Source organism: Arthrobacter sp. Y3223065 (assembly GCF_059090885.1).
In genome coordinates this window covers 247,526-260,023 of the sequence record NZ_JBNHGC010000005.1, presented here as the reverse complement: position 1 = coordinate 260,023, position 12,498 = coordinate 247,526, and the positions used below count along the sequence as shown (strand labels likewise).

At 65.7% G+C, this 12,498-nt stretch carries 11 protein-coding genes; 3 read left to right on the top strand and 8 right to left on the bottom strand.

Features of this window, described 5'->3' with window-relative positions:
• Nucleotides 1-118 precede the first annotated feature (118 nt).
• Nucleotides 119-1,525 carry a vanillate/3-O-methylgallate O-demethylase gene (ligM, locus tag AC5RUK_RS14590; RefSeq protein ID WP_494152610.1) on the top strand — a complete coding sequence of 469 codons (1,407 nt, stop codon included), beginning with the start codon at nucleotides 119-121 and terminating at the stop codon, nucleotides 1,523-1,525.
• A 205-nt stretch (nucleotides 1,526-1,730) separates the two neighbouring features.
• Here the strand turns inward: ligM and AC5RUK_RS14585 are convergent, their stop codons facing one another.
• The gene (locus AC5RUK_RS14585) at nucleotides 1,731-2,033 is read right to left on the bottom strand and encodes a hypothetical protein (RefSeq protein WP_493989795.1); all 303 of its coding nucleotides are present in this window, start codon (nucleotides 2,031-2,033) and stop codon (nucleotides 1,731-1,733) included.
• A 341-nt stretch (nucleotides 2,034-2,374) separates the two neighbouring features.
• Nucleotides 2,375-3,241 carry a methylenetetrahydrofolate reductase gene (locus AC5RUK_RS14580; RefSeq protein ID WP_493989796.1) on the bottom strand — a complete coding sequence of 289 codons (867 nt, stop codon included), beginning with the start codon at nucleotides 3,239-3,241 and terminating at the stop codon, nucleotides 2,375-2,377.
• A 161-nt stretch (nucleotides 3,242-3,402) separates the two neighbouring features.
• On the opposite strand from AC5RUK_RS14580, the gene AC5RUK_RS14575 reads away from it, so the two are divergent.
• Both AC5RUK_RS14575 and AC5RUK_RS14570 read left to right on the top strand, forming a co-directional pair.
• Nucleotides 3,403-4,710, top strand: coding sequence for an MFS transporter (locus AC5RUK_RS14575; protein ID WP_494152609.1), 1,308 nt, complete (start codon nucleotides 3,403-3,405; stop codon nucleotides 4,708-4,710).
• Between the two features lie 149 nt (nucleotides 4,711-4,859).
• Nucleotides 4,860-5,495 (top strand): PadR family transcriptional regulator, encoded by a 636-nt coding sequence (locus AC5RUK_RS14570; protein WP_494152608.1) that lies wholly within the window; start codon nucleotides 4,860-4,862, stop codon nucleotides 5,493-5,495.
• A 26-nt stretch (nucleotides 5,496-5,521) separates the two neighbouring features.
• On the opposite strand, the gene AC5RUK_RS14565 is transcribed toward AC5RUK_RS14570, so the two are convergent.
• From AC5RUK_RS14565 to AC5RUK_RS14540, 6 genes are all read right to left on the bottom strand, one after another.
• Nucleotides 5,522-7,075, bottom strand: coding sequence for an acyl-CoA synthetase (locus AC5RUK_RS14565; RefSeq protein ID WP_494152607.1), 1,554 nt, complete (start codon nucleotides 7,073-7,075; stop codon nucleotides 5,522-5,524).
• A gap of 428 nt (nucleotides 7,076-7,503) precedes the next feature.
• Entirely contained in the window at nucleotides 7,504-8,490 is a 987-nt protein-coding gene (locus tag AC5RUK_RS14560) for an ABC transporter substrate-binding protein (RefSeq protein ID WP_493989800.1), read from the bottom strand.
• A 249-nt stretch (nucleotides 8,491-8,739) separates the two neighbouring features.
• Nucleotides 8,740-9,735, bottom strand: a complete 996-nt coding sequence (locus tag AC5RUK_RS14555) for an ABC transporter substrate-binding protein (protein ID WP_494152606.1) — start codon at nucleotides 9,733-9,735, stop codon at nucleotides 8,740-8,742.
• Nucleotides 9,736-9,897: 162 nt separating this feature from the next.
• On the bottom strand, nucleotides 9,898-10,353 hold the full coding sequence (locus AC5RUK_RS14550) for a MaoC family dehydratase (protein WP_493989802.1): 456 nt from the start codon (nucleotides 10,351-10,353) through the stop codon (nucleotides 9,898-9,900).
• A gap of 34 nt (nucleotides 10,354-10,387) precedes the next feature.
• Nucleotides 10,388-11,599, bottom strand: a complete 1,212-nt coding sequence (locus AC5RUK_RS14545; RefSeq protein ID WP_494152605.1) for an acyl-CoA dehydrogenase family protein — start codon at nucleotides 11,597-11,599, stop codon at nucleotides 10,388-10,390.
• Nucleotides 11,596-12,498: an amidohydrolase family protein gene (locus AC5RUK_RS14540; RefSeq protein ID WP_494152604.1), complete on the bottom strand. Its 903-nt coding sequence runs from the start codon at nucleotides 12,496-12,498 to the stop codon at nucleotides 11,596-11,598. The genes AC5RUK_RS14545 and AC5RUK_RS14540 overlap by 4 nt, the downstream gene beginning before the upstream one ends.

Sequence of the window (12,498 nt, the reverse complement as noted above, 5' to 3'; positions counted from 1 at the left end):
GCCAAAATCACCAGCCCCAAACCATCGACATAACTATCTCCATAGGTATAGAGTCGGACTATCTTGGAAATGTGCACTGCGTCACACTCCGGCCCGCCATCGAGGAGGACAAGAACCCATGAGCGCCAAGAATCTTCAGGAAGTTTTGAACCAATCCGGCAACACCGTCGAGATGCTGCGCAACTCGCAGATCGGCGCCTACATTTACCCCGTCGTCGCCCCGGAATTCACCAACTGGCGCAGCGAGCAGCGCGCCTGGCGCGAATCCGCGGTGCTGTTCGACCAGTCGCACCACATGGACAATCTGTTCATTAGGGGCAAGGACGCCCTGAAGCTGATTTCGGATACCGCCATCAACTCGGTCGCCAGCTTCCCCGTGAACAAGGCCAAGCAGTACGTTCCCACCACACCGGCCGGGCACGTCATAGGCGACGGCATCCTGTTCCACGAAACCGAGGACCAGTACGTCTACGTGGGCCGCTCCCCGGCCGCCAACTGGCTGATTTACCACGGTGAAACCGGTGGCTACGACGTGGACATCGAGGTGGACCGGCGCTCGCCGTCGCGGCCCATGGGACAGCCGGTGAAGCGCAAGTACTGGCGCTTCCAGATCCAGGGCCCGAACGCCTGGAAGATCATCGAAAAGGTCAACGGCGGTCAGGTCGAACAGCTGAAGTTCTTCAACATGGACCAGATGCAGGTCGCCGGCCAGCAGGTCCAGACCCTGCGCCACGGCATGGCGGGCGCACCCGGGCTGGAGATCTGGGGGCCGTACGAGACCTATGACCAGGTACGGGACACGATCCTGGAAGCCGGCCAGGAGTTCGGACTGCTGGCCGTCGGTTCACGCGCCTATCCGTCCAACACCCTGGAATCGGGCTGGATCCCTTCCCCGCTGCCGGCCATCTACACCGGCGAGGAGCTGCGCCCCTACCGCGAATGGCTCGGCGCCGACAGTTACGAGGCGGTCAACGCGGTCGCCGGCAGCTTCGTCTCCGACAAGATCGAGGACTACTACCTCAACCCCTGGGAGCTTGGGTACGGCCACATGGTGAAGTTCGACCATGACTTCATTGGCCGGGAGGCGCTGGAGAAGATCGACCCGGCAGCCCAGCGCAAGAAGGTCACCCTCGAATGGAATGCCGAGGACATGGCGAAGATCTTCGCCTCGCTCTTCGATACCGAGGGCACGCCGTACAAGTACTTCGATTTGCCGCTGGCCAACTACGGTTCGTCCAACTACGACGCGGTGCTCGACGCGGCCGGCGAGACGATCGGCTTGTCCATGTTCACCGGCTACTCCGCCAACGAGAACCGGGCGCTGTCCCTGGCCACGGTGGACGCCGATGTACCGGAAGGCACGGAGGTCACTGTGGTCTGGGGCGAGCCCGACGGCGGGACCCGCAAGACCACCGTGGAGCCGCACCAGCAGCTGAACGTGCGGGCGATCGTCAGTCCCGTGCCGTACTCCCAGGCAGTGCGCCAGGACTACCCCGGCGGCTGGCGCTCCGGCCAGAAGGCCTGAGCCACCCTGCGTTAGGCAGCACGACGACGGACGGCGGGGAAAGTGCCTGGGGCACCTTCCCCGCCGTTTGCGTTGCTGTGCCGACGCCGACTGGCCTCCGGCCCGCGAATCCGCCCGGAGTCCGACCCGCTTCAGGCGCCGATCTGCCTCAGGCCGGGGCCGACGACAGCCGCCGTCTTCTGGTGCTGCTCAGCCGGGACCTGCGTCAGCTGCCGTTGTCCTGGCCGCCGGTCTCTTCGATGTACCGCTCGCCCGATTCGGTCTCCCCGACGCGGTAGTGCTGTTCCATGTGCTCGATGGCTGCGGCGTCTTCGGGGCCGGGCGCGCTGACTGGATCGTCAATAGCTGTCCGGTCGGCATCGCCGTAGACGTTCGCCAGGCCCTTCTTGGCGTCCGCGGGCAACTCGCCCGGTGGGAGCAACTCCTCGTCCCGGGAGGTTTCGCTGCCCTGGCTCTCCCGGCGATCCGTCCGGTCGTAGCGGTCCGGGTTGTTGATTTCCTCGCTCATGAATCTCCTTCCCTCAAGCGCTGGTGCGCCCTGCCTTCACCTAATCACAGAGCGGCGGCGCGCAACAGGGCCGGGAACTGCGCACCACGCCCTCTGGAGCTCGATCAGCCGACCTGGGCGGGGCCATGGGGTGGCCCAATCCGGCCTAACTCCGGCCTTGCTAAGGAGCGGCGCTGTCCAAGTATTAAAACCTGCTCAAGCATCGTCCCTTGTCAGGGCGCCATGGCGCACCAAGAGATGGACAATTCCGTCTGAACGTGGACAGCGCAGCCCCCGGGAAGCCCGCTACCATCGCCGCGGCGCGGAGTCACCGTCCCCGATGAGCTTCCGTTCGCGCGCCGCTAGCGGGCGGCGCGGAAGTCCTTGACCCAGTCGGCCGTGGCCTTCATCCCGCCAAAGGTGTAGAAGTGAAGCTTCACGGTACCGTGCACAGCGGGGTCATAGCGGCTGGCGAATTCCTCGAGGAACTTGTCCGGCCCGGCGGTCCCCAGCAGGTTGGTCAGGGAGAACCCGTACTTGTGAACGATTCCGGCCGACGACGCCACTCCGAACCGCTTGGCATAGTTCAGCAGCCTCTTGACCCCGGCCGGCCCGGGGATGCCGATGCGCACCGGCGCGTTAATCCCACGGCGGCGGGCCTCGGCCAGCCACTCGAAGACGGGATCGGCGTCGAAGCCGAATTGGGTGATGATGACCGCTTCAAGGTTTTGCCGCTGCAGTTCGGCGTGCTTGTCTTCCAGCGCCTTCCACAACACCTCGCCGGAAATGTCCGGATGCCCCTCCGGGTAGCCGCTGATGCCGACCCGGCGGATTCCGTACCGGGGCAGGAGCCCGCTGCGGATGACCTCCAGCGAGTCCGGATAGGGCCCCATCGGCTCGACCGGGTCGCCGCCTACCACGAAGACGTCCTCGGGTGCCGCGTCGGCGGACAACGCCCGCAGGAAGTCTTCGAGTTCGGCCCGTGACGCCAACCGGCGGGCGGAGACATGCGGCACCGGCACGAAGCCGTGCCGCTTGACGGCGGCGGCCGCCGCCACCCGTGTCGGCAGGTCCTCGTTCCCCAGGAAGGTGACATTGATCCGCGTCCCCGCCGGGATGGTGCCGGCGGCGTCTTCCAGTGCGGGGACATCCTTGCCGGTCATCTCGAGCGAGAAGTCGTCAAGCAATGTCCGGGCTGCCTGCGACGGGGCGTGTTTGGGGTCGGCCATAGTCGGAAGTCCTTCCATGTGTGGTGCCGGTCACCCTTGACCGACCTGCAGCGAGTCTAGCCGTAAAACCACTACGGATATAGGGGTTGAAGAGTGGTTTGCATTTCTCAATCACTGGGTGGATACTATGGGAGCCTTCCCTTCTAATCCCAGGAACCACCATGTCCACGCCCCGCGCGCTGCGGCCGTTCGCCCACCGCAACTACCGGATCCTCATCTCGGCCCTGGCCATCTCGGTCTTTGGCACCGGCATGTGGGCCGTGGCCATGGTCTATCAGGTCATTGCCCTGGGCGGCGGGCCCATCCAGCTCTCGCTCGTCGCCACCTGCGCCAGCATCGGTTTGTTGGCGTTCGTACTGCTCGGCGGCATCGCGGCCGACCGGCTTCCGCGCCGCCGCCTGATTATCAGCGTGGAAGCGGCCAACCTGGTGGCCATCGGCGCGGTGGCCCTGCTGGCCATGACCGGGCTGCTGCAGCTGTGGCACCTGGCCGCCGCCGCTTTCCTGCTGGGTGTGGGAGCCGCGTTCTTCTTCCCTGCCTACTCGGCCATCCTGCCGAGGATCCTGCCAGCCGAGGACCTGCTGGCGGCCAACGGCATGGAGGGCACCATGCGGCCGCTGCTGCAGCAGGCCGCCGGCCCGGCGGCAGCCGGCATGATCGTCGCCTCCTTCTCCCCCGGTGCGGCCATCGGGTGGATCACGCTGTGCCATCTGGCCGCGCTGATCATCCTGAACTTCCTCGGCCAGGAACTGGTTCCGGATGCAGGGACCAGGGCGTCGGTCGCCGCTGCAGACGAGCCCACGGCCAAGCGGGGCTCCGTGCTGGCGGATTTGCGGGAGGGCGTGGCCTACACGCTGAAGACTCCCTGGTTGCTCTGGACGCTGCTGTGGGCCGTCGTGAGCGTACTCATCTTCATCGGCCCCATCGAGGTACTGCTGCCGTTTGCGGTTGCAGACCAGCTGGGCGGGGACTCACGCACGTTCGGCTTCCTGCTTGGCATCTTCGGCATCGGCGGCGCCACGGGGGCGATGGTCACCGCCTCGCTGCGGCTGCCACGGCGCTACCTGACGGTGATGCTGCTGTTCTGGGGCGCCGGCGCGCTGCCGATCGCCGTCATCGGCTTCACCGGCAGCTTTTGGGCGATGGCCGCCGCGCTGTTCGTGGTCGGCGCGACCGGCAGCGCGGGCCAGGTCATCTGGGGCACGCTGCTGCAGCGCCGGGTGCCGCCGCACCTGCTCGGCCGGATCTCCAGCCTTGACTTCTTCGTCTCGCTGGCGCTGATGCCGGTCTCCATGGCGCTGGCCGGCCCGCTGGGCGAAGTCGTGCCCATCTGGCTGATCTTCCTCCTGATCGGCCTCGCCCTGCCGCTCCTGGCGGTGCTGGCGCTCATTTTCGGCGGAATGCTGAGGGACGAGCTTGAGCACCCGCTGGACCGGACCCTCGAACCGTCGGGGCAGGCGCGCACCTAGCACGGCCGGCCGCAGAGTCGCAGGGGCACATCCCGAAAACGGCCCGATTCGAAGCGGCCGTCTCAGGATCAACATCGATTTTTCGTGGCCATCCGACTATCGATGGATATAGTGATTGGCAACACAACACTGAAAAGGAAGTTGAATCAGTGAGTCTCCGCTATGCGTTACTGGCGCTGCTCAGCGTCGAACCAATGACCGGTTACGACCTCTACAAGGAATTCGAGGCGTCCGTCGGGAATGTGTGGCACGCGCCCGACTCCCAGATCTATCCGGAGCTGCGGCGGATGGAGCAGGAAGGCCTGCTCGACGGGGAGGAGGTCGTCTGGGGCCAGCGCGGCAAAAAGCGCCGCTACCACATCACTGCCGCCGGCCTGCAGGCCTTCCGGGACTGGATGAACACCACGCTGGACTACACCCGCGTGCGGGATCCCGCCCACCTGAAGGCGGCCTACCTGGAGTGGGCCGAACCGGACGCCGCGCGGGAGCAGATGCGCGCGCACATTAAGCACCACGCCGCACTCCGGCAGCAGTGGGAGCAGCGGATCCGCGAGATCGACGGCGACAGCAGCGAGATGCTCAATCGCCGGCTGGCGGGCACCCCGGACAGCGAACGGGCGCGGGTGAAGGCCTTCAAGCGCTTCACCTATGAAGGGCTGGTTGCCCGCGCGGAACAGGAGATTACCTGGGCCCGCCGCGGTCTCGCCCTCATCGACCGCCTTTACGTCGACCAGCCGGACGTCCGTCAGCCGAAGGCCCCGCAGCCGGCCGGCGCCCGCAAGTAGCCCCGCTCGCGAAGGCAGCCCCGGGGCTAGTTCGAGTATTCCTTCCGCAGGTCGGCCTTGCGGATCTTTCCGCTGGCCGTCCGCGGCAGGTCCTGCACGAATACCACGGACTTGGGAATCTTGTAGCGGGCCAGCCGCCCGTCCAGGTGCTGCTGGATCTCCTCGGCGGACACCGAGAAACCGTCGCGGACCGTGACCACCGCGCGTGGCACCTCCCCCCACTTCTCGTCCGGGATGCCGATGACGGCGGCACTGCTGACGGCCTCCAGTTCCAGGATGACCTGCTCCACCTCGGCCGGGTAGATGTTCTCGCCGCCGGAGATGATCATGTCCTTGAGCCGGTCGGAGATGAACAGGAAGCCTTCGTCGTCCAGGTAGCCCATGTCGCCAGACTTGAACCAGATGCCGTCGGCATAGCTCTCGGCCGTGGCATCGGGCCGGTTCCAGTACTCGCGGATGACATTGGGACCCGAAATCTGGATTTCGCCGACCTCGCGCGCCGGCAGGACCTCGCCCATCGGATCGGCGATCCGGATGTCCGTGAAGAAGTGTGGAAGCCCGGCCGATCCGGCCTTCGGGCGGGACTTTTCCGCTGCCAGCGTGGTGGCGCCTGGCGCCGTTTCGGTCATCCCGTAGCCGTTGGTGAAGGACAGCCCGCGGGCCTCGTAGGCTTCCAGCACCCGCATAGGCACGGCCGATCCGCCGCAGGTCAGCTTGTTCAGGGAGCTGATGTCCGTCCTGTCCCAGTCCGGGTGCTCGCACAGCAGTTGGTAGGTGGTCGGCACGCCGCTGATGCTGGTCGCCTTGTACTTCTCGATCAGCATCAGGGTCCGCCCCGGATCGAACTTTGGCTCCAGCACCACGGTGGCCCCCTTGAGCAGGGCCGGCAGCACGCCCATGCCCAGGGAGGCAACGTGGAACATCGGGGCGATCATCAGGGCGACGTCGGTGCTGGCCATGTCGAAGTCCACCAGCACATTGATGCTGTTCCAGGTTATGTTGCCGTGGGTGAGCAGCGCGCCCTTGGGCCGGCCTGTGGTGCCGGACGTGTAGAGGATCATGGCCGGGTCGTCCAGCGACACTGCTTCATCGCGGCGTTCTGCGCTGCCGGAGGCAATGACCTCCTCCAGAAGCTCGACGGCGGTGCCCTGCTCCCCTGCCTCGGCAACGGTTCCCGCCGGGGCATCTTCCACCACTATCCGGTGGCTCAACCCCAGGAGCGAACTGCCCCGGGCGGCCAGCGCTTCCAGGCTGCGTGCGTGCACCAGGATGCGGCTGCCGGAATCCTGCAGGGCGAACTGGACCTCGGGCGGGGCCAGCCGGGTGTTCAGGGGGACAAAAATGGCGCCCAGGGTCCCGCAGGCAAAAAAGGTTTCAAGGAACGCCGGGTGGTTCTCCCCCAGGTAGGCCACCCGCTCGCCGCGGGTGGTGCCGCGGTCCGCCAGGGCGTTGGCCAGCCGGTCCACCCGCTCGGCGAACGCGCCGTAGCTCAGGTCGCCCGCGCTGCTGATGATCGCGGTCTTCTCCGCAGACTTCATGCGGCGCTTGTGGATCCAGGCGCCAAGCCCTTGATTCTGCATCGTGACATACCCTTCCGACATACCCGGCGAGCGGGTCTGGACAGCCCCGGCAAGCGGGCCCAACTCATAGCCCGGCGGGGCCGAACTCACGGCTCCGCGGTGAACCGCGTCACAGCGGACACCTCCAACCTAGGGCTTTTTAGTTGATAAAGTCAATAGTTGAGGATGCAGGCCTACCGCCGGCTTTCGCCGCACCAACAACCTTGGGTGTGCGCCCCATCCGGCCGGCTCCTCTGGGCCTCAAGAACGCGATCGGCTCGGCCCCGCCCGCAAAATGGCGCCCGCCCCACAAGGCAGCGGGCCCGGCCCGCCCCAGGCCAGTGAAACGCCCCTCCGCAAGCGCGGAGAGGCGTTTCTGCCCAAGGCCCGCCCGTAGCGGCGCCGCCAGGCCCCCAGCAACACGCCGGCCAACGCAGGCCGGTGGACGCTTACTGCTGCGGCAGGAGCGCCTCCATGTCCGGGATCTCCTCGATCAGTCCGTTCTTCAGCGAGATGTCAGCGATCTCCTGGATGGATTCGGCATTGACCTCCTGCGGGAATTTCGGCAGGGTCAGCTGCTCAATGACCGCCGGGTCCAACTGGGTGTACTCGGGCAGGATCTCTCGCACCCGGTCCGGGTTCTCGTCGGCGAACGCCAACGACTTCTTCATCGCCCGAACGAAGGCCTGGGTGACATCCGGCTTCTCCCCGGCGATGTCGTCCGAGGTGAAGTAGGTCGCCACGGTCAGATTTTCCACGGGATAGGCGTAGTTGGAGAACACCGGCACCGCACCGTCACCTTCGACGATGGTCACGAACGGCTCGACCGCGGCGATCGCGTCCACGTTGCCGTTGGCGAGAGCCGCGGGCATGTCCGGGAAGGGCATTTCCACGAAATTCAGGTCGGACGAGTCCGCACCGGACTGCTCCACCGCCTCACGGATCGTGGAGTCGCTGATGTTGTTCAGCGTATTGACGCCGATGCGCTTGCCGGTCAGGTCCGCAATCTCCTTGATCCCGCTGTCCGGCTTGACCATCACGGCGGCAAAATCCTCATCCTGGTTGCCGGTGGTCGAAGCGCCATTGGCCACCATCTGCATGTTCAGCCCCTTGGAGCGGGCAATCACCAGTGACGTGACGTTGCTGAAGCCGAAGTCCATCTGACCGCTGGTGATGGCCGGAATGATGGCCGCGCCACCCTGGGCCGGCACGAGCTCCAGATCCAGCCCCTCCTCTTCGAAGAATCCTTCCTGGTCGCCCAGGTAGATGGGGGCCACGTCAACGATCGGGATGACCCCAACGCTGATCGGAGTGAGCCCCCCGGCGGCTTCGGTGCCGCCTGTCGGTGCACCGCCGCCCCCGGATGGACTGCCGCCGCCGCAGGCTGTTGCCGCCAGCACTGCCGCCAGCGCAGCTACTGTTCTGATTCTCTTCATGGGTCCCTCTCCCACTCACCGCCCCATGCAGCAAGAGTGTGCCTTAGGTCACAGTATCTACGGACATAGTGGAGGCAGTCAACGATCCGGGGTCGCCGTGCTCCGGTCCGGGCCACGGCCGACCCCCGGACCATCCGAGACGCCCGGACGGGCCAGCTGGGCCCGACGCCCGTGCGGCACGGGCAGAAACACGCCGCAAGACGGCTGCCGCATCACCGGAACCGCCCTGCCGCTAGCGAAGAACGAAAGCTACTGCACGATCATGGCCGGCACGTCGGGTGCCTTGTCCACGTACTCGTACTTGACCATCAGCTCGCCCATGTCGCTGAGCACCTCGGTGCGGACCTCGCCGTCGAAGACTTCCATCTTCAGGTTCTTGGCGACCTCCTCCGGCATGCCCATGAATTCCGGCAGGACCGCGCGGACGCCGTCGGTGTCACCCTCGGCGGCCTCCAGGGTTTCCGTCACCGCGGCCTTGAAGTCGGCCACAATGTCCGGGTTCTGCTCGGCGTAGCTGCCGCTGGTGAATGTGACCATGGTGGGCAGGCCCGGCAGCGTCTTCTGGTTGGGGTAGCCCAGGAGTTTGTAGGCGTCGTTGGAGAGGGCCTTGGACTGGAACGGCTCCGGGACCCAGATGGCGTCCACGTTGCCGCGTTCCAGCTGCGCTTCCATGTCCGGGAACGGCATTTCGCTGAACTTCAGCGCGGAGGGGTCGGCCCCGTCCATCTCGGCAGATTCCATGATGGTCAGGTCGCCCTGGGTTTTGAGCGTATTGACGGCAGTCGTCTTGCCGGCCAGGTCGGCAAAGGTCTCGATTCCCGAGTCGGCCTTGACGATGACGGCATTGTTATCCTCGCCCTCGGCGCGCGAGGCGCTGAAGCCGGAGACAATCTTCATATCCAGGCCCTTGTCCACCGCGGTCATGACCGACAGCGGGTTGCCGACGGCGAAGTTCATGGTGCCGGTGGAAACGGCGGGCAGCATGGCAGCGCCGCCCTGCCCGGTCTGCAACTCCAGCTCCAGGCCGTGCTTCTCGAAGATGCCGTTATCGATGCCGTACTGCATGGCTCCCGACGGGGCGATCGGCAGCACGCCCACGGTGAGCTTGGTGAGCCCGGCGCCGGCGGCGCCGGACTGTTGCGCCGGCGCTTCGTTCGACCCGGAGGGGGAGCCGGAGCCGCAGCCGGTCAATGCCATTGCGGCAATCGCGCCACTGGCCAGTAACTTCGCCAAGTGCTTCTTCATGAATTGCTCCTCGCGGTCCTCGGCGCCGCCGCCCCCGCCGTCGGGAGACTGACTGTGATCGGCGCCACACCTAAATACAATGTAGATACAATAGTTGAATAAATCAACAGTTAGGCAGGATTTGTAGAACTGCCTTCCATTGCGACCGGGAGCGGCCCGGCGTCAGGCGTAAAAGCGGGCCAAGAACTCCGCGATGACCGCGGGGCGCTCCTCGCCTTCGATTTCGATGGTGTTGTTGGTCTTGATCTGGACGCCGCCTTTGACCTCGGTGACCTCGGAAATCACCGAATGCATGCGGACCTTGGAGCCGACTTTCACCGGACTGGTAAAGCGGACGCGGTCCAGGCCGTAGTTGACCTTGGTCGTGACGCCTTCCACGTCGAACAGTTCGCTCCAGAGCGGAATGATCAGCGACAGGGTCAGGAAGCCGTGGGCGATCGGTGCGCCGAACGGGCCTTCCTTGGCCTTTTCCGGGTCGGTGTGGATCCACTGGTGGTCATCGGTGGCATCGGCAAAGGTGTTGACCTGGTCCTGCGTGATTTCACGGTAGTCCGTGTAGCCCAGGTCCTTGCCGACGAGGTTGGGCAGTTCTTCGAGGCTGACGACGGTGTTGCTCATGGGTGCTCCTTGGGGAATGTGGTGCGGAATGGTTCTAGCGGAATGCGCCGGTGCCGGTGATGGCCCGGCCGACTATCAGGGCGTTGATCTCGTGGGTGCCTTCATAGGAATAGACGGCTTCGGCGTCGGCGTGGAAGCGCGCGACGTCGGTGTCCAGGGTGATGCCGTTGCCGCCAACGACTTCCCGGGCCAGGGCAACGGTCTCGCGCATGCGGGCGCTGCAGAACATCTTGGCTAAAGCCGAGTTTTCGTCCTTGTAGATGCCTTCCTCCTGCTGCTGGGTCAGCCGCACCGCCATGCCGAGCGACGCCGTGAGGTTGCCGAGCATGGTGGCCAGCTTCTTCTGGACCAGCTGGAATCCGGCCAGCGGCTTGCCGAACTGCCGGCGCTCCTTGACGTAGCGCAGCGCGGCCTCGTAGGCGCCGGCCTGAACGCCGGCGGCGATCCACGCGACGTCAGAGCGCATGTTGCGCAGCAGCGAGGCCACGTCCGCGAACGAATTGACGTTCTGCAGGCGCGCGGACTCCGGTACGCGGACCCCCGCCAGCGTGATGTCCGCGTTCTGCATCATCCGCAGCGAGGTCTTGCGCAGGATCTTGGCGATGCCGACGCCGGGGGCATCGGTGGGGACGAGGAAGCACTTGACCTGTCCGTCCGCCTGGTCGCGGGCAAAGATGGCGAGCACGTCAGCAGTGGCGGCCCCGCCGATCCAGCGCTTGGCGCCGTCGATAACCCATTCGTCCCCCTCGCGGCGGGCGCTGGTCTCGAGCCCGCCGGCAATATCCGATCCGTGTTCCGGTTCGGTCAGCGCAAAGACGCCCTTGAGCTCGAAGCTGCGGATCTTCGGGTCCAGCTCTGCAGCCTGCTCGGCGCTGCCGCCAAGGTTCACGGCCGTGCGGAACAGGCCCGACTGGGCGTTGTAGAAGGTGGCGACGGAGGCGTCGGTCCGGGCGAGCTCGAAGTTGCGGAAACCCTCGTAGAGTCCGGAGGGCTTCGCGCCGCCGTCGGTCAGTTCGGCCGGCGCCATCAGGTTCAGGTCATAGAGCGGCTGGGCAATCTGGTACGGAAACTCACCCTGTTCCCAGTAGTCCGCCAGCAGCGGCTGAACCTGCTCCTCCAGCACGCTGCGCAGCCGGCCGAGCACGGTCCGCTCGGCGTCGGTCAGCAGGGTGGCGTAGCCGTACTGGTCGGAGGGATAGAACGGCCCGGCTGCGGTGCCTGCTTTCTCTTCGGCCACCGCGCTCATGCCTGCCCACCGCCCAGCCCGAGCAGGCGCACTGCGTTGTCCTTGAGGATCTTCGGCCGGACCTCGTCCTTTAAGGGCAGGTCCGCGAAGGCGCCCAGCCACTTCTGCGGGGTGATCAGCGGGTAGTCGGTGCCGAACAGCACTTTGTCCTGAAGGACCGAGTTGGACAGTTTTACCAGGGATTCCGGGAAGTACTTCGGAGACCAGCCGGACAGGTCGATGAACACGTTGGACTTGTGCGTGGCAATCGAGTTGGCCTCGTCCTGCCAGGGCACCGAGGGGTGCGCCATGATGATCTGGAATTCCGGGAAGTCAGCGGCGATCTCGTCCAGCAGCAGCGGGTTCGAGTAGCCGAGCTTGATACCGGAGCCGCCGGGAGTGCCTGCACCCATGCCGTTTTGGCCGGTGTGGAACACCGCAGGCAGGCCCAGCGACTGCAGGGCTTCCCACAGGGGGTAGAACCGCTCGTCGGACGGATTGAAGCCCTGCAGGCTCGGATGGAACTTGAATCCCCGCACCCCGTAGTCCTCGACCAGGGACTTGGCCCGGTCGATGGCCGCCGGACCGGTCAGCGGATCGACGGAGCCGAACGGGATCAGCACGTCGTTGTTGCGGGCGGCGCCCTCGGCGATGTCCTCGATGCTGTTCGGCTCGTGCTTCAAACGGGTCCGGGCGTCCACGGTGAACACCACGGCCGCCATCTTCAGTTCCCGATACGTTGCTGCAACCGCGTCCAGCGACGGCGTCCGTTCCTCCGCCTTGAAGTACTTGCTCGAGGCGTCCATCAGTTCCTGCGGCAGCGAGACGTGCCCATGGCCGTCGATCTCGATGTGCACATGCATGTCGATCGCGGCCAGCGACGCGACGTCGAGCCCCGGTTCGTAGCGCGTGGGAGCCAT

Coding starts and splice junctions, on each gene's coding strand:
- ligM (WP_494152610.1), top strand. CDS start 119: ATGAGCGCCAAGAATCTTCAGGAAGTTTTGAACCAATCCGGCAACACC.
- AC5RUK_RS14585 (WP_493989795.1), bottom strand. CDS start 2,033: ATGAGCGAGGAAATCAACAACCCGGACCGCTACGACCGGACGGATCGC.
- AC5RUK_RS14580 (WP_493989796.1), bottom strand. CDS start 3,241: ATGGCCGACCCCAAACACGCCCCGTCGCAGGCAGCCCGGACATTGCTT.
- AC5RUK_RS14575 (WP_494152609.1), top strand. CDS start 3,403: ATGTCCACGCCCCGCGCGCTGCGGCCGTTCGCCCACCGCAACTACCGG.
- AC5RUK_RS14565 (WP_494152607.1), bottom strand. CDS start 7,075: ATGCAGAATCAAGGGCTTGGCGCCTGGATCCACAAGCGCCGCATGAAG.
- AC5RUK_RS14560 (WP_493989800.1), bottom strand. CDS start 8,490: ATGAAGAGAATCAGAACAGTAGCTGCGCTGGCGGCAGTGCTGGCGGCA.
- AC5RUK_RS14555 (WP_494152606.1), bottom strand. CDS start 9,735: ATGAAGAAGCACTTGGCGAAGTTACTGGCCAGTGGCGCGATTGCCGCA.
- AC5RUK_RS14550 (WP_493989802.1), bottom strand. CDS start 10,353: ATGAGCAACACCGTCGTCAGCCTCGAAGAACTGCCCAACCTCGTCGGC.
- AC5RUK_RS14545 (WP_494152605.1), bottom strand. CDS start 11,599: ATGAGCGCGGTGGCCGAAGAGAAAGCAGGCACCGCAGCCGGGCCGTTC.
- AC5RUK_RS14540 (WP_494152604.1), bottom strand. CDS start 12,498: ATGGCTCCCACGCGCTACGAACCGGGGCTCGACGTCGCGTCGCTGGCC.